This window comes from Streptococcus sp. 339 (assembly GCF_013277285.1).
GTDB lineage: Bacteria > Bacillota > Bacilli > Lactobacillales > Streptococcaceae > Streptococcus > Streptococcus pseudopneumoniae.
On the sequence record NZ_VMMR01000054.1, the window covers coordinates 1 to 22,837 of the forward strand.

23 protein-coding genes and 2 pseudogenes are annotated in these 22,837 nt (G+C 39.4%); 10 read left to right on the plus strand and 15 right to left on the minus strand.

From position 1 onward, the window contains the following. From HT736_RS07360 to tnpB, 3 genes and pseudogenes are all read right to left on the minus strand, one after another. Nucleotides 1–212: pseudogene (locus HT736_RS07360) on the minus strand (IS66 family transposase); the annotation flags it as partial. Further along, nucleotides 187–393, minus strand: coding sequence for a transposase (locus HT736_RS07365; RefSeq protein WP_172930895.1), 207 nt, complete (start codon nucleotides 391–393; stop codon nucleotides 187–189). The gene HT736_RS07365 and the pseudogene HT736_RS07360, both read right to left, overlap by 26 nt. A gap of 53 nt (nucleotides 394–446) precedes the next feature. Next, nucleotides 447–785 (minus strand): IS66 family insertion sequence element accessory protein TnpB, encoded by a 339-nt coding sequence (tnpB, locus tag HT736_RS07370; RefSeq protein ID WP_172930896.1) that lies wholly within the window; start codon nucleotides 783–785, stop codon nucleotides 447–449. Nucleotides 786–1,153: 368 nt separating this feature from the next. On the opposite strand from tnpB, the gene ylqF reads away from it, so the two are divergent. From ylqF to xerS, 4 genes are all read left to right on the plus strand, one after another. Further along, complete coding sequence (ylqF, locus tag HT736_RS07375; protein ID WP_000201328.1) at nucleotides 1,154–2,005, plus strand: ribosome biogenesis GTPase YlqF; 852 nt, start codon at nucleotides 1,154–1,156, stop codon at nucleotides 2,003–2,005. Beyond that, nucleotides 1,992–2,771, plus strand: coding sequence for a ribonuclease HII (locus HT736_RS07380; protein ID WP_138704070.1), 780 nt, complete (start codon nucleotides 1,992–1,994; stop codon nucleotides 2,769–2,771). The genes ylqF and HT736_RS07380 overlap by 14 nt, the downstream gene beginning before the upstream one ends. Nucleotides 2,772–2,786: 15 nt before the next feature. Further along, nucleotides 2,787–4,337: a ClC family H(+)/Cl(-) exchange transporter gene (locus tag HT736_RS07385; RefSeq protein WP_138700497.1), complete on the plus strand. Its 1,551-nt coding sequence runs from the start codon at nucleotides 2,787–2,789 to the stop codon at nucleotides 4,335–4,337. A gap of 552 nt (nucleotides 4,338–4,889) precedes the next feature. Continuing rightward, nucleotides 4,890–5,960, plus strand: coding sequence for a tyrosine recombinase XerS (xerS, locus tag HT736_RS07390; protein WP_172930897.1), 1,071 nt, complete (start codon nucleotides 4,890–4,892; stop codon nucleotides 5,958–5,960). A gap of 202 nt (nucleotides 5,961–6,162) precedes the next feature. On the opposite strand, the gene pdrM is transcribed toward xerS, so the two are convergent. The 3 genes from pdrM to HT736_RS07405 are packed head-to-tail and all read right to left on the minus strand — an operon-like array spanning nucleotide 6,163 to nucleotide 9,068. Next, nucleotides 6,163–7,515: a sodium-coupled multidrug efflux MATE transporter PdrM gene (gene pdrM / locus HT736_RS07395; RefSeq protein ID WP_172930898.1), complete on the minus strand. Its 1,353-nt coding sequence runs from the start codon at nucleotides 7,513–7,515 to the stop codon at nucleotides 6,163–6,165. Nucleotides 7,516–7,525: 10 nt separating this feature from the next. Next, entirely contained in the window at nucleotides 7,526–7,786 is a 261-nt protein-coding gene (locus tag HT736_RS07400; protein ID WP_172930899.1) for a hypothetical protein, read from the minus strand. Between the two features lie 13 nt (nucleotides 7,787–7,799). After that, a complete protein-coding gene (locus tag HT736_RS07405; RefSeq protein WP_172930900.1) occupies nucleotides 7,800–9,068 on the minus strand; it encodes a dihydroorotase in 1,269 nt (422 codons plus the stop codon). 357 nt (nucleotides 9,069–9,425) lie between these two features. Between HT736_RS07405 and HT736_RS07410 the strand changes: the two are divergent. Next, nucleotides 9,426–10,679, plus strand: a pseudogene (locus tag HT736_RS07410) (IS110-like element ISSpn10 family transposase). 142 nt (nucleotides 10,680–10,821) lie between these two features. Here the strand turns inward: HT736_RS07410 and HT736_RS07415 are convergent. The 7 genes from HT736_RS07415 to dhaK all read right to left on the minus strand — a co-directional run bounded on the left by HT736_RS07415 (nucleotide 10,822) and on the right by dhaK (nucleotide 15,865). Continuing rightward, entirely contained in the window at nucleotides 10,822–11,286 is a 465-nt protein-coding gene (locus HT736_RS07415; RefSeq protein WP_001135770.1) for an 8-oxo-dGTP diphosphatase, read from the minus strand. A 9-nt stretch (nucleotides 11,287–11,295) separates the two neighbouring features. Next, nucleotides 11,296–11,949 (minus strand): uracil-DNA glycosylase, encoded by a 654-nt coding sequence (locus HT736_RS07420; RefSeq protein ID WP_023939074.1) that lies wholly within the window; start codon nucleotides 11,947–11,949, stop codon nucleotides 11,296–11,298. Between the two features lie 135 nt (nucleotides 11,950–12,084). Beyond that, nucleotides 12,085–12,732, minus strand: coding sequence for a hypothetical protein (locus HT736_RS07425; protein ID WP_050236556.1), 648 nt, complete (start codon nucleotides 12,730–12,732; stop codon nucleotides 12,085–12,087). Nucleotides 12,733–12,745: 13 nt separating this feature from the next. Beyond that, nucleotides 12,746–13,459, minus strand: a complete 714-nt coding sequence (locus HT736_RS07430; protein WP_050236557.1) for a YjjG family noncanonical pyrimidine nucleotidase — start codon at nucleotides 13,457–13,459, stop codon at nucleotides 12,746–12,748. A gap of 445 nt (nucleotides 13,460–13,904) precedes the next feature. Then, the gene (gene dhaM / locus HT736_RS07435; RefSeq protein WP_050236558.1) at nucleotides 13,905–14,279 is read right to left on the minus strand and encodes a dihydroxyacetone kinase phosphoryl donor subunit DhaM; all 375 of its coding nucleotides are present in this window, start codon (nucleotides 14,277–14,279) and stop codon (nucleotides 13,905–13,907) included. Further along, on the minus strand, nucleotides 14,279–14,854 hold the full coding sequence (gene dhaL, locus HT736_RS07440) for a dihydroxyacetone kinase subunit DhaL (protein ID WP_054393040.1): 576 nt from the start codon (nucleotides 14,852–14,854) through the stop codon (nucleotides 14,279–14,281). The genes dhaM and dhaL overlap by 1 nt, the downstream gene beginning before the upstream one ends. A 21-nt stretch (nucleotides 14,855–14,875) precedes the next feature. After that, a complete protein-coding gene (gene dhaK, locus HT736_RS07445; protein WP_172923876.1) occupies nucleotides 14,876–15,865 on the minus strand; it encodes a dihydroxyacetone kinase subunit DhaK in 990 nt (329 codons plus the stop codon). A 153-nt stretch (nucleotides 15,866–16,018) separates the two neighbouring features. Here dhaK and dhaS point away from each other — a divergent pair, with 153 nt between their 5' ends. Both dhaS and dhaQ read left to right on the plus strand, forming a co-directional pair. Continuing rightward, complete coding sequence (gene dhaS, locus HT736_RS07450; RefSeq protein ID WP_000168611.1) at nucleotides 16,019–16,549, plus strand: dihydroxyacetone kinase transcriptional activator DhaS; 531 nt, start codon at nucleotides 16,019–16,021, stop codon at nucleotides 16,547–16,549. Next, on the plus strand, nucleotides 16,546–17,535 hold the full coding sequence (gene dhaQ / locus HT736_RS07455) for a DhaKLM operon coactivator DhaQ (protein ID WP_054393042.1): 990 nt from the start codon (nucleotides 16,546–16,548) through the stop codon (nucleotides 17,533–17,535). Before dhaS ends, dhaQ begins: the two co-directional genes overlap by 4 nt. A 220-nt stretch (nucleotides 17,536–17,755) precedes the next feature. On the opposite strand, the gene ptsP is transcribed toward dhaQ, so the two are convergent. Both ptsP and HT736_RS07465 read right to left on the minus strand, forming a co-directional pair. Further along, the gene (ptsP, locus tag HT736_RS07460; protein WP_172930901.1) at nucleotides 17,756–19,489 is read right to left on the minus strand and encodes a phosphoenolpyruvate--protein phosphotransferase; all 1,734 of its coding nucleotides are present in this window, start codon (nucleotides 19,487–19,489) and stop codon (nucleotides 17,756–17,758) included. Between the two features lie 5 nt (nucleotides 19,490–19,494). After that, nucleotides 19,495–19,758 (minus strand): phosphocarrier protein HPr, encoded by a 264-nt coding sequence (locus tag HT736_RS07465; RefSeq protein ID WP_000146947.1) that lies wholly within the window; start codon nucleotides 19,756–19,758, stop codon nucleotides 19,495–19,497. A 349-nt stretch (nucleotides 19,759–20,107) separates the two neighbouring features. On the opposite strand from HT736_RS07465, the gene nrdH reads away from it, so the two are divergent. The 3 genes from nrdH to HT736_RS07480 all read left to right on the plus strand — a co-directional run bounded on the left by nrdH (nucleotide 20,108) and on the right by HT736_RS07480 (nucleotide 22,836). Further along, a complete protein-coding gene (nrdH, locus tag HT736_RS07470) occupies nucleotides 20,108–20,326 on the plus strand; it encodes a glutaredoxin-like protein NrdH (RefSeq protein WP_000259242.1) in 219 nt (72 codons plus the stop codon). An 80-nt stretch (nucleotides 20,327–20,406) separates the two neighbouring features. After that, nucleotides 20,407–22,566, plus strand: a complete 2,160-nt coding sequence (gene nrdE / locus HT736_RS07475; RefSeq protein WP_172930902.1) for a class 1b ribonucleoside-diphosphate reductase subunit alpha — start codon at nucleotides 20,407–20,409, stop codon at nucleotides 22,564–22,566. 75 nt (nucleotides 22,567–22,641) lie between these two features. Then, complete coding sequence (locus HT736_RS07480) at nucleotides 22,642–22,836, plus strand: hypothetical protein (RefSeq protein WP_172930903.1); 195 nt, start codon at nucleotides 22,642–22,644, stop codon at nucleotides 22,834–22,836. Nucleotide 22,837: the final 1 nt, after the last annotated feature.

The window sequence follows — 22,837 nt, forward strand, 5'->3', positions numbered from 1 at the left end:
ATTGCGCAGGAATAAAGACCAATTCTTGTCCTTGAAGGGTTGCTCCAATCTCTTTTAGATCTCCCTGACAGTCAGGGCAAATACAGTCCTCTAAGCGATGATGAACTTCTTCTGAATCAAATTGGGCAAGATGGAGCTTGACGTTTCCCTTTAGCTTTCTTACGTTTGTAGGTGATTTCCTCTGTTTCAACTGGGAACATCTCCATCTTCATCAGATGAAACTTCCTCCTCAAAAAGGCTGACTTGTCCATATGGACAAACACTTTTCTCAGAGGATTTTCCATAGAGCTTTTGCGTTAGATAAGCCACTTGTTCACGCAGAAGGGTAAGTTCATTGGTGAGACTATCAATTGTAGCACTCTGTTGTTGAATGATTTTTAATAAGTCTTTCATCATCTTCCCTCTCTGTTTTCTAACTTTATTATACTAAAAAGAAAGTCCTCATTTCAATAGAAATCACGACTTTCTGATGAATTTATTTTTGGAGTGATAGAAAAGCCCTTCATCAGCCAGTCTACTTGTTCAGGTGTGAGAGCTTTGGTACTTGGCCAAGTCAACTTACCGTTCTCAAAGCGTTTATATAGTAGCCAAAATCCTTGACCATCCCAGTAAAGGGCTTTAAAGCGGTCTTTACGTCCACCACAAAAGAGAAAGACTTGACCTGAGAAAGGATCCAATTCAAAGTGGGTTTTAACGAGATAAGCCAGTGAATCAATTCCCTGCCTCATATCCGTTTTCCCACAAACAAGGTGAACTTGACCTAAATCGTTTAGTTGAATCATCATAGTACACTACCTTTCCTCCGATAACTATTTTTATTTAGTATACCGGAAGTTGGGGAATTAGGATAGATACGATACCTTGTTATGACGCACTGACTTTAGAATAGTACGTTATAGATGTTAAAATATTTCTAGAAATTAATTTGACTTTCCTAATCGATTTGTTCACATCTTGTTTTAATCTACTATATATAGGGTACCTGAAAGGCTATCATCGGACAAAATAAAGAAGGCATGATATAATATAAAGTAGATTTCTATGTCATAAAACAAGAAGTGTTTGGACATCATCCATTTGAAAACTCTATGTGTTCAAACGATAGTAAAATAAAATAGGGTATCTAAATCCTCGCTATGAAAGGAAAAACTCAATGGCTACTATTCAATGGTTTCCTGGTCACATGTCTAAAGCGCGTCGGCAGGTGCAGGAAAATCTAAAATTTGTTGATTTTGTAACGATTTTGGTGGATGCACGCTTACCTCTATCTAGTCAAAATCCTATGTTGACCAAGATTGTTGGTGATAAACCGAAACTCCTGATTTTAAACAAGGCGGACTTGGCCGATCCAGTAATGACCAAAGAATGGCGTCAGTATTTTGAATCACAGGGAATCCAGACGCTGACTATCAATTCCAAAGAGCAAGTGACTGTAAAAGTTGTAACAGATGCGGCCAAAAAGCTCATGGCCGATAAGATTGCTCGTCAGAAAGGACGTGGTATTCAGATTGAAACCTTGCGTACCATGATTATTGGGATTCCAAATGCTGGTAAATCAACTCTGATGAATCGTTTGGCTGGTAAGAAAATTGCTGTTGTTGGAAACAAGCCAGGGATTACCAAGGGGCAACAATGGCTCAAAACCAATAAAGACCTGGAAATCTTGGATACACCGGGGATTCTCTGGCCTAAGTTTGAGGATGAAACTGTTGCACTGAAACTGGCCTTGACTGGAGCTATCAAAGACCAGTTGCTTCCTATGGATGAGGTAACTATTTTTGGCCTCAATTATTTCAAAGAACATTATCCAGAAAAGTTGGCTGAACGCTTCAAACAAATGAAAATTGAAGAGGAAGCGCCTGTGATTATTATGGATATGACCCGTGCCCTCGGTTTCCGTGATGACTATGACCGTTTTTACAGTCTCTTCGTGAAGGAAGTCCGTGATGGCAAACTCGGTAACTATACCTTAGATACATTGAAAGACCTCTATGGCGACGATTAAAGAAATAAAAGAACTTCTTGCAACGGTCAAGGACTTAGATAACCCTCTTTTTTTACAACTCGAACAGGATAGTCGCTCTGGAGTTCAAAAGGAAATCAGCAAGCGTAAAAAAGCCATTCAGGCTGAATTGGATGAGGATTTTCGTTTGGAATCCATGCTTTCCTATGAAAAAGAACTTTACAAGCAAGGATTGACCTTGATAGCAGGTATTGATGAGGTTGGTCGTGGTCCTCTTGCTGGTCCTGTAGTCGCTGCAGCTGTTATTTTACCTAAAAATTGTAAGATTAGAGGCCTCAATGACAGCAAGAAAATTCCTAAAAAGAAACATCTGGAGATTTTCCAAGCCGTTCAAAACCAAGCCTTGTCGATTGGAATTGGTATCATAGATAATCAGGTCATCGACCAAATCAATATCTATGAAGCAACCAAACTAGCTATGGAAGAAGCAATCTCCCAGCTCAGTCCTCAACCTGATCACCTCCTGATAGATGCCATGAAACTGGAATTGCCCATTTCACAAACTGCCATCATCAAAGGTGATGCTAATTCCCTCTCTATCGCAGCAGCTTCTATAGTAGCCAAGGTGACCCGTGATGAATTGATGAAGGAATACGATCAGCGGTTTCCTGGCTATGATTTCGCTACTAATGCAGGATATGGAACAGCTAAACACCTAGAAGGACTCGAAAAACTAGGAGTTACCCCAATTCACCGAACCAGCTTTGAACCTGTTAAATCACTGGTTTTAGGTAAAAAAGAAAGTTAATTGAAAGGAAATACCATGGAGGAACAGTCGGAAATAGTCCGTTCTAAGAAAGAATTCGCCTTTGCATCCAGCACTATCCTATCCCAAGTTGGTCGAGGAATCATTGTCGGCCTCGTCGTTGGAATTATCGTCGGATCCTTTCGTTTCTTAATTGAAAAGGGCTTCCACCTGATACAAGGACTTTATCAAGATCAAGGGCACCTAGTGCGCAATCTTTTTGTACTGGTTTTGTTTTATATACTCATCTGTTGGCTCAGTGCTAAATTAACTCGATCAGAAAAAGATATCAAAGGCTCAGGAATTCCGCAAGTCGAAGCCGAACTGAAAGGCCTCATGTCCCTCAACTGGTGGGGCGTTCTTTGGAAAAAATATGTGCTAGGAATGCTTGCTATTGCCAGCGGCCTTATGCTGGGGCGTGAAGGGCCAAGTATCCAACTGGGAGCAGTTGGTGGTAAAGGAATTGCCAAGTGGCTCAAATCCAGTCCAGTAGAGGAACGTTCCTTAATTGCCAGTGGAGCTGCAGCAGGTTTAGCCGCAGCCTTTAATGCACCAATAGCAGGCCTCCTCTTTGTAGTAGAAGAAGTTTATCACCATTTTTCGCGCTTTTTCTGGGTTTCTACACTAGCAGCCAGCATCGTAGCAAACTTTGTGTCTCTGCTCATGTTCGGTTTGACACCAGTATTGGATATGCCAGATAACATTCCTCTCATGACCCTAGATCAATACTGGATTTATCTTGTGATGGGAATTTTCCTTGGATTTTCCGGTTTTCTCTATGAAAAAGCTGTGCTCGATGTCGGTAGACTTTATGATTGGATTGGTCAAAAAATCCATTTGGATAGAGCTCATTATCCAATTCTGGCCTTCATTCTCATCATACCAGTCGGAATTTTTTTACCCCACGTCCTTGGTGGTGGAAATCAGCTTGTTCTTTCCTTAACTGAGCAAGATTTTAGTTTTCAAGTTCTATTAGCTTACTTTTTAATTCGCTTTATCTGGAGCATGATTAGTTATGGAAGTGGTCTTCCAGGAGGAATTTTCCTACCAATTCTGGCTCTCGGTTCCTTACTTGGTGCCCTAGTTGGTGTTATCTGTGTCAATCTTGGACTTGTCAGTCAAGAGCAATTCCCTATATTTGTCATTCTAGGAATGAGTGGCTATTTTGGAGCAATATCAAAAGCTCCCTTAACTGCCATGATCCTCGTAACTGAGATGGTAGGAGATATTCGCAACCTCATGCCACTTGGTCTTGTCACTCTTGTTTCTTATATTATCATGGATTTGCTCAAGGGTACACCAGTCTATGAAGCCATGCTGGAAAAAATGCTTCCAGAAGAAGTATCCAGTGAAGGAGAAGTTACCCTTATCGAAATACCAGTTTCTGATAAGATTGCTGGGAAACAAGTACACGAACTCAACTTACCACACAACGTCCTCATCACTACCCAAGTCCATAATGGAAAGAGCCAAACAGTTAACGGCTCAACCAGAATGTATCTGGGTAATATGATTCACCTGGTTATTCCAAAAAGTGAAATTGGAAAAGTCAAAGATTTGTTGTTGTAGAGTTTGTTTACATAATATAAATTATGTAAACAGCTGACCTGATTTATTTAGAAAACCGATTCTCAGCAATGAGATCGGTTATTTTTTACTGATGAGGAATTTTACATATAAATAATTGAGCTTTGGTAAAAATAAGACTATAATTAAGTTAGAAATGATAAAGCATAAAGCTAGAAAGGAGTTTACTGTATCAAATCTGTACAGTAAGATTAAAATCATGAAAAAGAAAACAATAGCAATTATACAGTGCATTTTGTATCTCATAGCTCCCTTATATAGCTCTTCAGTTATGTAGTATTAACAGAACTTTAGTGGGTGAGATTTTTTTATTTTCCTTATTCTGTTAACTATTTCATTCTGGTTTAGTATTTGGAAGCTAGAAAAAGCACTAGCTAATGATTCACAATGAAACTCCAAAGACTTAGATCCGTATTACACAGGTCTAAGTTTTTTTAAAAAGCTCTATAACATCTTTCCGAAAAACTATAATTTTCTTGAAAAATAAATAAGTCCATGCTATACTACTAATAGACTTATTTATGGAGAAAATACATGAAACGTGAGATTTTACTGGAACGAATCGACAAACTAAAACAAATCATGCCCTGGTATATTCTTGAATACTACCAATCTAAGCTTGCTGTTCCTTACAGTTTTACAACCTTGTACGAATACCTCAAGGAATACGATCGATTTTTCAGCTGGGTTTTAGAGTCTGGTATTTCAAACGCTGATAAAATGTCCGATATTCCTTTATCAGTTTTGGAAAATATGTCTAAGAAAGACATGGAATCCTTTATCCTTTATCTACGTGAACGTCCCTTGCTGAATGCTAATACAACCAAACAAGGTGTTTCTCAGACAACCATCAATCGGACTTTGTCAGCACTTTCTAGTCTTTACAAGTATCTGACCGAGGAGGTTGAAAACGACCAGGGCGAACCTTATTTCTATCGTAATGTAATGAAGAAAGTTTCAACAAAGAAAAAGAAAGAGACCCTTGCTGCCAGAGCTGAAAACATCAAGCAAAAACTCTTTTTAGGTGATGAAACAGAAGGTTTTCTAACTTATATTGACCAAGAGTACCCACAACAGCTTTCAAATCGAGCTCTCTCATCATTCAACAAAAATAAAGAACGAGATTTAGCCATTATTGCCCTTCTCTTGGCATCGGGTGTTCGCTTATCTGAAGCTGTTAATCTGGATCTAAGAGATCTCAATCTAAAAATGATGGTGATCGATGTCACTCGAAAAGGGGGCAAACGTGACTCGGTCAATGTCGCTGCTTTTGCTAAGCCTTATTTAGAGAATTATCTGGCCATTCGAAATCAACGCTATAAGACGGAAAAAATAGATACAGCCCTTTTTTTGACTCTCTACAGAGGAGTTCCTAATCGTATCGATGCTTCCAGCGTTGAAAAAATGGTTGCTAAATACTCAGAGGATTTTAAAGTGCGTGTAACACCCCATAAATTACGACATACCTTAGCAACTAGGCTCTATGATGCTACTAAATCGCAAGTTTTGGTCAGCCACCAACTAGGACATGCCAGCACACAAGTCACTGACCTCTATACCCATATCGTCAATGATGAACAAAAAAATGCCTTGGATAGTTTATGATTTTACATAATATAACTTATGTAAAATATTTATCAAAAAAAGAAGCTGCTAAAATAAGCAACTTCTTTTTCTTTATATCTGATACCAGTAAAGTAGCGTGGAATATCAATTGTTTCTATATTTTTGAAGTTCTCGTCTACCTACTACTAATTAAAATAATGCAGATAAGGAAGGATATTTTTGCTTGTAGGAATTCTAAAAATCAAGCTTTTCTGGATTCAATTCTCTTCATAATCACAGTTAAACGCCAACGGTAGAGCGCCCCACTCACGATTAGACTAATAATCAAACCAATCCAGTAAGAATAAGCTCCAAAATCTGTTAGGGAATCAAATACCATAGCTACTGGGAGTGTCACCCCCCAGTAACCAACCAAACCAAGGTAAAAAGGAATAACTGTATCCTTATAGCCCCGTAAAATTCCCTGGAGCGGTGCCGCAAAAGTATCTGCTAACTGGAAGAAAAGGCTATAAGTCAAAAAACGCGCTGTCAAATCAATAAATTCTGGATCGTTACCATAAAGACTGGCCACATTTCCCCTAAAAATGTAAAGGAAGGTTAAGGTGAAGGCCGCAAAAATGAGGGCAGTCCATCTTCCTAGACCAATATAGGTTTTCGCATCATCAAATCGCTTGGCTCCCACTTCATAGGAAACGACAATAGCCATAGCAGATGAGATACTCATAGGAAAGGCGTACATGAGACTTGAAAAGTTCATGGCTGACTGGTGGCTAGCGATAATCAAGGACGAGAACTTAGCCATAATCAAGCCAACCACGGAAAAGATAGCTACTTCCGCGAAGACAGTCCCCCCAATAGGCAGACCTAAACGAACTCCTTCCTTGATTTTATCCATATTAAGCGGAATACGTTTCTCAAGGTGTAAGGCTTTGAGCTTCTCCTGTTTAAATAAAACCAGAACAGAAATTCCAAGCAAGACCCAGTAGGCCAAGGATGTTCCTAAACCAGCACCAGCACCTCCCAGCTCTGGAACTCCAAAGGCCCCGTAAATCAAGAGATAGTTAAATCCACTATTCAAGGGAAGTAACAAAAGCATGAGATACATGGACAGTTTGGTCAGCCCTAGTGAATCCAGCAAGGAACGAATGACACTAAAAAGCAATAAGGGGATAATTCCGATAGATAAAAACCAGAGATAGCGAACCGCTACTGTCGCCACCGGCGCTTCTAGTCCGATATGATTTAAAACGGGTGGTGCCAGAAAAACTACCAGTCCCAGCAAGACCACAGATAGCCCCAGGGCCAAATAGATGAACTGGTAAAAATCTGACGCAACTTCTTCCTTTTTGCCTCGACCAAGGTGGTGACCAATGATGGGCACCAGGGCTGATACAATCCCTGTCAGGAAGGTAAAGAAAGGATTCCAGATACTGGTTGCCATAGACACACCAGCCAAGTCCATAGTATTGTATTGACCTGTCATTGCAGTGTCAACAAAAGAGGCAGAATAATTGGCAAATTGGTAGATCAGGATTGGGAAAAATATCTTTAAAAATAATACTAACTTCTCTCGTAAACACTTTGTCTTATACATACTTCTCTTTCTATTCTGATTTATCTAAACCAAAGAGTTTCAGACCATAGTTTTTCAAACTTAGCGGAGGTTTATTAGATTTTGAAGTAGTATGCCAACACGCACATGTACGACAATAATAGCTTCTAACTAAACCTCCGTTATCATATTGAACCGCATGGTCAGCTTTTTCTTTAGTTTCATATTGAATTTTGGAACGATTAGCTGCGGGACAGTAAATTCCACTATTAGATTTTGCTTTTCTCTCCCTACGTTTTCGAAAATAATTCATATTCCAACTCCTATCAAGCTTGATAGACGATTTGTCCCTTACAGATGGTATATTTGACCTGCCCTTTTAAGGTTTCACCGATAAAGGGTGAATTAGTCGCTTTCGAAGCAAAATGGGAGTCCACAAGACGAACAGCCTTGTCATCAAAAATAGTGATATCCGCCGGACCATTCTCAGCCAAGTAACCTGCTTCAAAGTTGTAAAGCTTGGCTGGGTTGTATGTCATTTTTTCAAGTAATTCCATCAAGCTTAACTCACCAGCTTCTACCAAAAAGGTCAAGCCGAGAGATAGGGATGTTTCCAAACCTGTCATACCAGATGGCGCTTTGGTAATATCCTCAACATTTTTTTCATCCGCATGGTGAGGCGCATGGTCAGTCGCGATAACTGTGATAACACCTGACTTGAGACCTTCAATCACGGCACGACGATCTGATTCCAAACGAAGCGGCGGATTCATCTTAGCATTGCTACCTTGTGTCAAAAGAAGTGCTTCGGTTTTAGAAAAATGCTGCGGCGCTACTTCTGCTGTTACTTGCGCACCTAGCCCTTGAGCAAACTCAACTACTTTGACACTTTCTTCCTTAGACAAATGCTGAATATGGACATGAGCCTTAGTTGCATAGGCAATCATGACATCACGCGCCATCATAGCATACTCAGCAACCCCAGTCGCACCACAGATATGGAAATGTTCTTTAGCGATATTTTCATTAAAGCCAAGGACACCGTTCAATCCTGGATCTTCCTCATGGAGACTAATAAAGGTATTAAGCTTTTTGGCTTCCTCCATGGCTTCCTTGACAACCTTACTGCTTTCAAGTGGAATGCCATCATCTGAAAATCCAACTGCTCCAGCTTCTAAAAGTGCCTGAAAGTCAGTCAAATCTTGGCCATTAAAATTCTTGGTAATGGTCGCAACCGTCTTAACATTGATTTTTTCCTTGGCAGCAGATTGAAGAACTTCTTGCAAAGTCTCCACGTCTGAAATGGTTGGACTGGTATTAGCCATCATGACGACAGTAGTAAAACCACCTGCAGCGGCTGCTAGGGCACCAGTATGAATGTCTTCTTTATGGGTTTGACCAGGTTCACGGAAATGAACATGGATATCAACCAAGCCAGGAGCAACTACAAGACCACTAGCATCAATTATCTCTGCTCCTTCTTCTTCAATCTCAGGCGCAATTTTGATAATTTTCCCATCTTGAACTAAGACATCACACACTTGATCCAAGCCAGACTTGGGATCCATTACACGACCGTTTTTGATTAGTAGCATCTGCTTTCTCCTCGTAATATATAATCATGGGGATATTTCAATCCCAAGTTTTATTCGTTATCACTTGACTATTGCAAGGTTTTCTAGAACAATAGAGTCATGGAATGGACTCATGGTTGTTTCTTTTTCTCCTTGTTGCTTGGACTTCATTAAAAAGTCTGTTACCCAAGCCTTGTTCAAACTTCCAACACACTAGCTGTTTCCACAGCTTGACTTCTGCATCTAGTAGGATGCAGGCGGCTCTGTCAGGCTGTGATAAGGATTCTCTTATGCGAGGATGTTGGAACAAGGTGTTTCTGGGAAACCTTACAGTAGTCAAGAAAACTTCCAAATCTAATGGAAAGGAGACCTTCCTTAATGACATGTTTTGTCGGTTTAGACGTCAGCTCTACCAAATTAGATGTGTGTATCATGTTGAATGATACTAGCACCCCTGTCACTGCTTCCCTCTCTAATGACCTTTCTGGGGCAACAGAGATTAAAAATCATATCCTTGATTTGAATCATACCTATCACTTCGAAAGGATTGTCATTGGCATGGAAGCAACCAGTCTCTACAGTTTCCACCCTGCTATGTTCTTCCATGAAGATAGTCAGTTGAAAGAACTACATGTTGAGATTATGGTCGAACAACCTAATAAAATCAAGAAGTATCGGGAAGCTTTCGAAGAAAACAAAAACGATACCATTGATGCTTTCTACATTGCGGATTATTTCCGTATTGAGCGATTTTCACCTTCTTTCTTAAAAGAAGAGAAATACATGGCTCTCCAACATCTCACAAGAACCAGACTCCAAATCATCGAGCAATTAACCAGAACCAAACAGCACTTCATTGAAAATATCTACTACAAGTGCAATACCTTGGCTTATCAATTCAAGAAAGAAGAACTCTCTACTAACCTATGGAGTTCAACGATGATGACCTTGATGACAGATGAGATGACCTTAGACGAACTTGCTAACATGCCTCTTCAAGAATTAGCTGATTGGCTCCAACAAATGGGTAAAGGGCATTTTAAGGACTCTGAGAAGCTTGCTCAAACCATTCAAGCCGCTATCAGAGGTTCTTATCGCCTCTCTAAACTCCAACAAAATTCAGTCAATGTCATTCTCGGACTTCTGGCTCGGGAAATTCGAAACCTGGAAAAAATGATCAAGGAAATTGATAAGGCCATTGAAGATATGGTGGAAACCATTCCTGAATATCAATGCCTGACCTCCATACCTGGGGTCGGTAAGGTCTACGCTGCTGGTATCATTGCCGAAATTGGACAAATCGAACGCTTTAAAGACCATCCCCAGGTCGCAAAATTTGCTGGTCTGAATTGGAGAGAAAAGTAATCTGGTAACTCAAACTCACAACATACTTCGCTTGTGAATAGGGGCAATCGTTATCTGCGCTACTACCTGGTTGAAGCCGCCAACTCGGTAAGGCGCTATGATGACGAATACAAGGATTTCTATAAGAAGAAATACCATGAAGTACCTAAACACCAACACAAACGAGCCATCGTACTAACCGCTAGAAAATTTGTGCGTCTGGTGGATGTGCTACTACGCAACCATCAACTCTATACGCCACCAAGGAGGCTTATGGAAGATAAGTAAGTTATATCTGCACCTCTCCTTAAAAATCTACTGAAAACAGTTTGAAAACATCGTTTTCAGTAGGGCTTCTTTAGTGCACCCTTTTTTTGAAATAGTTTTCAAACTTTGAGCGGGGGGGCGCTTGACATTTTACCACTAGACTTTATTCATAGAAATCAACTTGGGTATCCAACAATTTATCCCCATCATAAACAAACTTGGCTGAAAAGAAGGGTTTATCCTCTAAAAGCCACCCAACAAAGGTATGGTCACCTTCCCAAGTCGGCTTACTCAAAACCTCGTCATAGGGAACCCATTCTAGCGTCCCCTCATTGCAGTCAATCAAGTCCCCCTCAAACTCCGTCACCTTAAAAACATAGGTGTACCAGTCTAAATCTGGCGTAAATTCAGGAAAAGTGATGACACCTTTTAGAACTGGCTTGGCTTTGAGCCCTGTTTCTTCGAGGATTTCACGCGCCGCGCACTCCTGAGGGGTCTCTCCTCGCTCTAGCTTACCACCCACACCAATCCATTTCCCTTCATGGACATCATTGGGTTTCTTATTGCGGTGGAGCATAAGCAGTTCTTTCCCGTTATCAATGTAGCAAATCGTCGCTAACTGAGGCATATTTTCTCCTTATCTAAGCCAATCGATTGGCTCTTGTCCTGTCTCTTTTAAGAATGCATTTGTCTTGGAAAAAGGCTTGGAACCCCAAAATCCTCTATAAACTGACAAAGGACTGGGATGGGCTGATTCGATAATCAAGTGATGAGGATTGGTAACCAAGGTCTTCTTCTTACGTGCATAGGCTCCCCAGAGTACAAAAACGACTGGTCTATCTAGATGATTGACCACCTGAATCACAGCATCCGTAAAAGGCTCCCATATCTGACCAGCATGACCATTGGCCTGTCCAGCAGGAACCGTCAAACAAGCATTAAGAAGCAAGACTCCTTGCTCAGCCCAAGTTGTCAAATCATGAGATTTCTTAACGCCGATATCGTCTGACAATTCCTTCAAGATATTTTGCAAGGACGGCGGAGCTGGAATAGAGTCAGGGACAGAAAAACTCAAGCCCTGAGCTTGCCCTGGTCCGTGATAGGGGTCTTGCCCTAGAATGACCACCTTAACGTCTTCAAGCGGTGTTGTCAAGAGAGCTTGAAAAACCTTTTCCTTGGGTGGATAAATAGTCCCCTGAGCATAGACCTGATTCATAAACTGATTGATTTTCCCAAAATAACCCTCAGGTAATTGCGCCTTAATCAAAGCATGCCAAGACGAGTGTTCCATAGCCGACTCCTTCGTTTTTACTGCCTCTATTATAGCAAAAAGTGGCTTTCTAAACCACTTTTTACAGTTTATCTAAAGATTTAATAAATCGACTATATACGATTTGAATACGTGAATACAGTTTATAAAGACTGGCTATTTTTTATAATTACTTTTTAAATCATTAAGCATTTTACTACCTCTTTCGAAGATTATCTTTTCTGAAATATTTTTAAACATATTAAAATCCATTTCAGAAAAAGGAGTTTCTTTAGAAACTTGCCATATAGTTTTTAAATAATTTTTTTCTAAAAAGTCGTCAAAATTAGAAAACAATCGAAAATACAATGCATTCTCTTGGTGTAAAATCGCTCTTTTTAAAGGATAATACTCTTTAATATTATTAACTTTTTGTTCGTAGGCATACTTTGCTACATGATCTAGGTATATATCAAAAAAGTCATGAGGAAAATCTCCCATACAGCCATTACGATTCATATTGAGGCTATATTTTCGATTAGTAAGATAATTCGGAAATATATTTCCTATTACTCTAAGATTATCTACTTGTGAATCCCTTCTCCCAATATAATCCCCTTCTTTGACTAATGATGAAGATTTCCAAGTAAAAATTAAATCGCCAGAGAAATTTTTCTTATCAAAAAACTTAAAAAGAGATTGATAAATACTATTTGCTAATTGACAAGTGTCAGATGTAAATTCATAATTAACAGCTTCATTAAAATCAACTTCAGACATTTCAATGTACTCTTCAATAGTAATATTAGCTTTTTTTGTAGTCATTAGCTCGTCTCCTTTAAAATGTGATCTTTGCAAGAATATTTTTATCCAAACAATCCAGCAAGTCTTGGTAAGAATGGACTTCGTAAGTTGGCTGGGCTTGTGTGTGATTTTCGAGGTGATGAGGGTTGTACCAGATTGTGTCAATTCCAGCATTATTGCCACCTTGAATGTCGGCGGTTAGAGAATCTCCAATCATCAGCGTCTTTTCTTTACTAAATCCAGCAATCTGCTGACCGATTTTTTCATAAAATAGAGCATTCGGCTTTTGAGTTTGCAATTGCTCAGAGATAAAGACTTGATTGAAATAAGGTCCTAGACCAGATTGAGCCAAACGTCCTGTCTGAATGGCAGTAATGCCATTTGTCGCAGCATACAAGTCATAATCACGATCAATGAGGCTGTCCAAGAGATCATGAGCGCCCGATAGTGTTTGTCCCTGCTGGGCGAGGTAAAATTGGTAACGTTGGGCAAGAAAACTACCGTCTTTTTCCTGTCCAAAATGAGCAAATAAACGAGAAAAGCGCTTGTTAACCAGCTCTTGTTTACTGATTTTCTTCAGCTCCAAGTCTTTCCAGAGAGCCTTGTTCATAGGAACGTAATAATCTTTATAAGCCTGAATATCCGCAACTCCTTCTTCTTTTAGAAGTTGGGTCAAAGCCACATCCTCAGCAGCATCAAAATCAAGAAGAGTGTGGTCGAGGTCGAAGAGTAGAAATTTGTAGGACAATTTGAGGTTTTCCTTTCTGAAAATTCATTAAGAACATTATATCATAAAGCACCTCATACAATTAACTAATTTAATCACTTGAAAAAATTCGAACACTTTCTATACAACTAACAGCCCAAATCGTCCAGAATAGAACAATCCTAACTATCGAATACCCTAACTTCATAAATATCCATGTGATTCTAGGTCTAGAATTCCTATAAACTAAATGTTTTCGTACTCTTCTAAGTAATTGATTGCCTTAAACTTTAATTTTTGAAGGATTCTAAAGCTAGAATAGTCTCATCACAATCAGTTTTGAATGATTCACAATTTAGAAACACTATAGGTTTACTCTTGTTAAAATAAAAAGGAACTGCCCAAAGCAATCCCTTTTTATTTACTTAAAATTTGATAGTTGAGATAATCAATAGCCCACCTATAAAAAGTGTTATAGTAAAATTCCTTATTTATTGATTTCAAGCTCAGACAACTGTGTTTGAATAACTGACAGTTCTGCACCAGCCTGAAGAAGAGCAGCTGCAGTATAAGCACCTTCTACAATTGGAACCCTATTGATGATGATACTTTTATCACTGAAATCAGCCACCATTTCTAAGTTCATTTTAGCAGAACCCAGGTCAAAAAAGGCTAATAAGGTATCTGCTGGATTTTCGGAAACAACCCTATCTACTTGATCAAAACTTGTTCCAATTCCTCCATCTTCGGTTCCTCCTACATAAGTAATCGGAACATCTTTAGCTACTTCACTAATCAGTTCAACGACACCTTCTGCAATGTTTTTGGAATGTGAAACGATAACAAGACCAATACTTCCCATTAAACCACCCCAGTTTCTAAAAGAGCAGTAAAGAGTAATCCTGATGAGAATGATCCAGGATCAATATGTCCAAGAGAACGTTCTCCTACATAAGACGCCCTTCCTTTAGTTGCAAGTAAATCTTTGGTAGCATTCACTACCTTATCAATAACCTCTTGAGTCAATTGACCAGCAGACAAAGCGGCAATAACAGGAGTCCAAACATCAACCATTGTCTTTTCTCCAATTTCTGCTTTCCCACGTTTGATAATCATATCCAAACCACTTTGTAAGATTTCTTCTAATTTCGAATTTGAATCAGCCTTGGCCATGCCCATAAAAGCAGAGCCATACAAGGGACCAGAAGCACCGCCTACCTTACTCAGTAATTGCATTGAGACAAGTTTAAACACATCACTGCTTGTTTCAAATTGCTTTCCTTCTAAGTTTTCCATAACTGCAGCCATTCCACGCGCCATATTTCCACCGTGGTCTCCATCTCCTATAGGAGTGTCTAGCTCACTAAGGTAATCTTTCTGTTCTTGAATCTTTTCATTAAAAAGCTTCATCCATTCAAGAGCTTGTTCAGCATTCATGCGACATTTCCTCCTTGAGTTTTACCAAGCTGGGGTAGTAACAGGTGCATATAGAGCTTCCAACCACTCATCATCTGCCAATCGAATCAATGTTAATGATAATCCAGCCATATCAATTGATGTCATATAGTTTCCAATTTTCTTAAACGCCAACTCAACACCTTTTTCATGGAGTAATTTAGCCACATCATTTGCAAATACGTATTGTTCCATAAGAGGAGTGCTTCCTAAACCATTGATGAGAAGGCCATAGCGTTCACCAGCTTTAAGTTGGAAACCTTCAGATAATTTTTCAACCAATTCTGAGGCCAATTGTGCTGAAGGTTGCATTTTCTCTTTTTTATATCCTGGTTCACCGTGGATACCAACTCCATATTCAAATTCATCATCTTCTAGAACAAAACCTGGTTTCCCAACTTCAGGAACGGTTGCTCCAGACAGAGCCAGCCCAATTGTTTTAATTTCTAACACAAGTTTATCGGCCAAGTCTTTCATTTCAGATAATGATTTACCGGAACGAGCCGCAGCACCCAAAATTTTATGGACTAAAATAGTACCTGCAACACCTCGACGCCCTTGGGTATAGAGACTATTTTCAACAGCAATATCATCATCGACTACAACGCTTGCTACATCAATACCTTCCATTTCAGCAAGTTCTTGTGCAATTTCAAAGTTCATGATGTCCCCAGAATAGTTCTTGATGACCATAAAGACCCCAGCACCTTCATCAGCCGACTTAATGGCTTCTAAAATTTGGTCCGGAGTAGGTGAAGTGAAGACTGCTCCACAAATGGCAGCAGACAACATTCCATCTCCTACAAATCCAGCATGACTGGGTTCATGTCCTGAACCTCCACCTGAAATGAGTCCAACTTTTCCTGTCTTTTCTGCCTTTCTAACGATAACATCAAAACCATCTAAGCGTTGAACCAAGTCATCATGCATGAATGACAACCCCTGCAACATTTCATCAACAACTTGTGTCTGTTCATTTATAATTTTTTTCATGAGAAACTCCTTTCGGCATCTACCTTTGTTTTCGATTTCATTATATACTTTTTATTGCTGGATGATAAGGGACAGATTCTATTATTTGTCCCCTTTTAAACCCGTTTCAAACATTTTTTTGGTAAAATGAAGTAAGTAAAAGAAAGGCTTCCTATGGCATCATCACTCATTACAAAAAAACGGATTGCCAAGGCATTTAGAGACCTATTAGCTACTAGAGAATTTGATAAAATCTCCATTGTAGATATCATGGAATCAGCTGGCATTCGTAGACAGACCTTTTACAATCATTTTCTTGACAAATATGAACTGCTAGACTGGATATTTGAAACTGACTTAACCGAGTATATCACCAATAACTTGGACTTCATTTCAGGCCAAAAACTATTACAAGAATTATTTCTTTATTTCGAACAAGAGCGTGATTTTTATATTCAACTTTTTGATATTCAAGGGCAAAATAACTTCTATGACCACTTTATCAGCTACTGTCGCTTGCTTGTATCAAAAATTTTAAGAGAATATGGTCAGATTGATAGCGATTCATCTGCTTATACTTGTTTTTTGCTAGATTATCACTCACATGCTCTAGCAGAAATCGTGAAGGCTTGCGTCAATAAAAAAAGTCCAGTTCCACAACCAGACTATCTCATCATGACAATTATTGGAAAGAGGCCACAATGACATTTATTTCAAATCATAAACAGAAAATTATTTCAAGTTACATTTCAGCAACTGTCAGCAGTCATCCTGAATTAGAAAAACACCCTACTTTACCACTAGTCTATCAAAAAAATCGCAATCCTCATCAGGTTCCAATATTGTCGGGTGGAGGTTCCGGTCACGAACCCGCTCATATTGGATATGTGGGAAAAGGAATGCTTACTGCTGCTATCTATGGCCAATTATTTACTCCTCCTACAAGAACTGAAATCTTAGAGTCCATTCGTTTTTTAAACAATGGTCACGGTGTCTTCATCATTGTAAAAAATTTCGAAGCAGACATCAAAGAATTTAGCTGGGCCATTAATACTGCTAGACAAGAAGGAATTAAGGTCGGCTATAGTCTAGCACACGACGATATTTCTATTGAACCTCACAATAGATTTCAAATTAGAGGAAGAGGGCTTGCAGGGACTATTTTACTTCATAAAATCCTAGGATATGCGGCTCAGAACGGTGCTGACATCGAGCAACTAACTAATTTAGGTTATGAACTTGCTACCGAAATCGCAACAATTGGCTTTGCAACGAAATCAGCTAGTCTCCCCCAAGCCACCCTTCCACTATTTAACTTGGAAGAAGGAAATATTTCTTATGGTATTGGGATACATGGCGAAGAAGGCTATCGTATAGTCCCATTCCAATCATCGGAAATCCTTGCAAATGAAATTATAAGTAAATTAAGATTGCACTATCATTGGAAAAAGGGTGATCAATTTATATTGCTTGTAAATAATCTAGGCACTACCAGCAACTTAGAAATGGGTATATTTATCAATGATCTCCTTCAACTCTTAGAAATTGAAGGAATCACTATTACATTTATAAAATCAGGAACATTTATGACCAGTCTGGATATGGCAGGTATATCCGTAACTCTTTGCCCTGCGAAAAATAAACAATGGTTAGAAGCGCTCAATGCTCCAACAACAGCTTTTTCATGGTAATTTGCTTGTATAACTCAAAAGGGCTACATCACTTGTTAGACCTTTGCTTTTATCTTATACTCAATGAAAATCAAGGAGCAAACTAGGAAACTNNGTCAGTGAGCATATCTACGTTAAGGCGACGCTGACGTGGTTTGAAGAGATTTTGAAAGAGTATTAGACCATACTTTTCCAAAATGCGCCCAAAAAACCTTGCAACTAGGTTACAAGGTTAATCACATTAATCAAAATTAACGTATTCTTTTTGAAGTTCAAGAACTTCTTCCATTGTTGAGCATTCTGTAAGGGCACGGTTTGCGTACTCTTCCATCTTAGCTGTGTCGAGTTTCTTCATCAAGCTGCGTGTACGAAGTACAGATGTTGCTGACATAGAGAACTCATCCAAGCCCATTCCGACAAGCAGTGGAACAGCTGTTTGGTCACCAGCCATCTCACCACACATACCAGCCCATTTACCTTCAGCGTGAGCTGCCTTGATAACGTTGTTGATCAAGCGAAGGATTGATGGGTTATATGGTTGGTAAAGATATGAAACTTGCTCGTTCATACGGTCTGCTGCCATTGAGTATTGGATCAAGTCGTTTGTACCAATTGACATAAAGTCTACTTCTTTTGCAAATTGGTCTGCAAGCATTGCTGCTGCAGGGATTTCAATCATGATACCAACTTGGATGTCATCCGCAACTGCAACACCTTCAGCAAGAAGGTTTGCTTTTTCTTCATCAAAGACTGCTTTAGCTGCACGGAATTCTTTCAAGAGGGCAACCATTGGGAACATGATACGCAATTGACCATGAACAGATGCACGAAGAAGAGCGCGGATCTGTGTGCGGAACATAGCATCTCCAGTTTCGGCAATAGAGATACGAAGGGCACGGAATCCAAGGAATGGGTTCATTTCATGTGGCATATCGAAGTAAGGAAGTTCCTTATCCCCACCGATATCCATTGTACGAACAACGACTGGTTTACCATTCATTCCCTCAAGAACAGCCTTATACGCTTCATACTGTTCGTCTTCAGTTGGGAAGTCTTGAGAATCCATATACAAGAACTCTGTACGGTAAAGTCCAACAGCTTCAGCACCGTTGTTGTTAACACCTTCAACGTCTTTTGGAGTACCGATGTTAGCGGCCAACTCGAAGTGTTTACCGTCAGCAGTCACTGTTTGAGCATCTTTCAAAAGTGCCCATTCAGCTTTTTGTTTAGCATAAGCTTCACCAGCTGCTTTAAATTCTGCCGCTTGTTCATCTGTTGGGTTGATAATCACTTCACCAGTAATTCCGTTAACGGCAAGGATATCACCGTCTTTGACGATTTCAGTGATGTTATTTGTTCCCAATACAGCTGCAATTTCAAGTGTACGTGCCATGATAGCTGAGTGGCTTGTACGTCCACCAATGTTTGTTACAAAAGCTTTTACAAAGTTTTTGTCCAATTGAGCTGTATCAGATGGTGTCAAGTCATGCGCAATCACAATTACTTCTTCATTGATAGAAGCTGGGTTTGGCAATTTCTTACCAAGAAGATTTGCCAAGACACGTTTTGTCACGTCGCGGATATCCGTTGCACGTTCTTGCATGTATGGGTTGTCTTCCATACCTTCAAAGATAGTGATGAACATGTCAGTCACTTCTTTAAGACCTGCTTCTGCGTTGACTTTCTTAGCACGAATTGTTTCTTTAATCTGACCAATCAATTCTGGGTCAGAAAGAACCATCAAATGAGCGTCAAAAACTTGAGCCGCTTCTTCACCAAGCGTACCTACAGCTTTCTCGCGGATAAGAGAAAGCTCGTTTTGAGAAGCTTCAAGAGCAACATCCAAACGAGCCTCTTCTGCGTTTGTATCTTCGACTGAAATAGTCTCGAATGACAAATCCGGTTGAACGAGTAGATATGCTTTTGCAACTGCAACACCGTCAGATGCTGCGATTCCTTTAAGCATTTCTGTCATTTCCCTTATGCCAATCCTTCTTTTTCCATTGTTTCTGAGATTGCAGCGATAGCGTCATCTGCATCTGCACCTTCAGCTGAGATAGTTACGTCAGCACCTTGGCCAACACCAAGACTCATAACACCCATAATTGATTTAAGGTTAACTGATTTACCTTTGTACTCAAGAGTGATATCTGAAGCAAATTTGCTAGCAGTTTGTACCAACAATGTTGCTGGACGTGCGTGAATACCTGTTTCTGCCACTACGTGGAAATCTTTAGAAGCCATAGTTTGACTCTCCTTTTGTTCTTTCTTTTTTGAGTTATATGTGATAACCCTTACAATTTGGTATTATACCATCTTCTAGGATTTTTTTCAAGCATTTTCTGGATTTTCCTTCAATTTCCTTTCAGATAACTTGCTGAAAATCTTCTATCCTAGATAACAAAACACAGGATATAGTTTCTTTAAAAACGATTTATAGGATAATCATTGCTGTTTTATAAAACAAACACTACATATTGTGTTTTGTGAGCTTGACTAGAAAAATAGACCACTATATTTAGTTCAAATCATTGACAAAATTTTATTTTCTGATATACTAGGATAGAATTAAATTTTAAAGAGGAGTTACACAATGGTAACCGTTTATTCTAAAAACAATTGTGTCCAATGTAAAATGACCAAGCGTTTCTTGGACAGTAATAACGTTGAATATAAAGAAATCAATCTTGATGAGCAGCCTGAGTACATCGATCAAGTCAAAGAACTCGGTTTTAGCGCAGCTCCTATTATTCAAACACCAACTGAAGTCTTTTCAGGTTTCCAACCAGGAAAACTGAAACAATTAGCATAATCTTAGTACATCATCCAGAAGAAACTGCTTTTAGGGCTAACTTAGAAGCCTTTCTTTTGTAATTAGATAAGGGAAATTTTATGGGATTAAAACATCTTGAAGACGTGACTTACTTCCGTCTCAATAACGAAATCAACCGTCCTGTCAATGGACAAATCATGCTTCATAAAGATAAAGAAGCCTTGGATGCCTTCTTTAAAGAAAATGTCGTTCCAAACACTATGGTTTTTGATTCAATTACTGATAAAATCAACTACCTCATTGAACACAACTACATCGAAACAGCTTTTATCAAGAAATACCGTCCAGAGTTCTTGGAAGAATTGGCTCAATTTATCAAAGACCAAAACTTCCAATTCAAGTCATTCATGGCAGCTTATAAATTTTACAATCAATATGCCTTGAAGACTAATGACGGTGAATACTATCTTGAAAGTATGGAAGACCGTGTCTTCTTTAACGCCCTTTATTTCGCTGATGGGAATGAAGCTGTTGCAATCGATATTGCCAATGAAATCATCCACCAACGCTACCAACCTGCTACTCCTTCCTTCTTGAATGCTGGACGTGCTCGTCGTGGGGAGTTGGTATCTTGTTTCCTAATCCAAGTGACGGATGATATGAACTCTATCGGACGTTCTATCAACTCAGCTCTTCAACTTTCACGTATCGGTGGTGGTGTGGGAATTACCCTCAGCAACCTTCGTGAAGCTGGAGCTCCTATTAAAGGGTATGAAGGAGCAGCCTCTGGGGTTGTGCCAGTTATGAAACTCTTCGAAGACAGTTTCTCTTACTCTAACCAATTGGGTCAACGTCAAGGTGCCGGTGTTGTTTACCTCAATGTCTTTCACCCAGACATCATCGCCTTCCTTTCAACTAAGAAAGAAAATGCCGATGAAAAAGTTCGTGTCAAAACCCTATCACTTGGTGTGGTAGTACCAGATAAATTCTACGAATTGGCGCGTAAAAATGAAGAAATGTACCTCTTCAGCCCTTACTCTGTAGAAAAAGAATACGGTGTGCCATTCAACTACATTGACATCACTGAAAAATACGATGAATTGGTCGCAAATCCAAATATTCGCAAGACAAAAATCAAGGCGCGTGATTTGGAAACTGAAATCTCTAAATTGCAACAAGAGTCTGGCTACCCTTATGTAGTCAACATCGATACGGCTAACCGTGCAAATCCTGTTGATGGAAAGATTATCATGAGTAACTTGTGTTCTGAGATTCTTCAAGTCCAAGAACCAAGCTTGATCAATGATGCTCAAGAATTCCTGCAAATGGGAACAGACGTTTCATGTAACCTTGGTTCAACCAACGTTGTCAACATGATGACTTCACCTGACTTTGGTCGTTCTATCCGTGCTATGGTTCGTGCCCTTACTTTCGTTACAGATAGTTCACACATCGTAGCTGTTCCTACTATCGACCATGGAAATAGCCAAGCCCACACCTTTGGTCTCGGTGCCATGGGACTTCACAGCTACCTCGCCCAACAATTGATTGAATATGGATCGCCTGAGTCTGTTGAATTTACAAGCATCTACTTTATGCTTATGAACTACTGGACCTTGATTGAGTCAAACAATATTGCGCGTGAACGTGGTATCACCTTCCACAACTTTGAAAAATCAGACTATGCTAAGGGAAGCTACTTCGACAAGTATATTACAGGCGAGTTTGTTCCAAAATCAGACCGTGTTAAAGAACTCTTCAAAGATGTCTTTATCCCAAGTGCTGCTGACTGGGCTGAACTTCGCGACAAGGTTCAAGCAGATGGTCTTTACCACCAAAACCGCCTTGCTGTAGCGCCAAATGGTTCTATCAGCTATATCAACGACGTTTCTGCTTCTATCCACCCGATTACGCAACGTATCGAAGAACGCCAAGAAAAGAAAATCGGTAAAATCTACTATCCTGCTGCTGGCTTGTCAACAGAAACCATTCCTTACTACACTTCTGCTTACGACATGGATATGCGTAAAGTCATCGATGTTTACGCTGCTGCGACTGAGCACGTGGACCAAGGACTTTCACTCACTCTCTTCATGCGTAGTGACATTCCAAAAGGTCTTTACGAATGGAAGAAAGAAAACAAACAAACAACACGTGATTTATCTATCCTTCGTAACTATGCCTTTAACAAGGGTATCAAGTCTATCTACTACGTCCGTACCTTTACAGATGACGGTGGAGAAGTCGGTGCCAACCAATGTGAAAGCTGTGTGATTTAATTCGTCGCTCTATAAATACAATTGATACTGTTCGTAATTTTTTCTAACTTTTATTCATTTTAGGAGACTGATAAATTGTTTTTATTTGGCAAAACAAAACAAGAAAATAAAAAATTAAAAAAAGAAATTTCATTTTTAAAAAAAGAGAATTCATCTTTAAAAAAGGAAAATTCCTTCATGAAAAAGAAGGTTGATAAAGTAGCTTCTGATGGACTGAGACACGGAAGTTCAGAGGGCGCTAAACACTTAGCAGGAAAAAGAAGAAAATAAT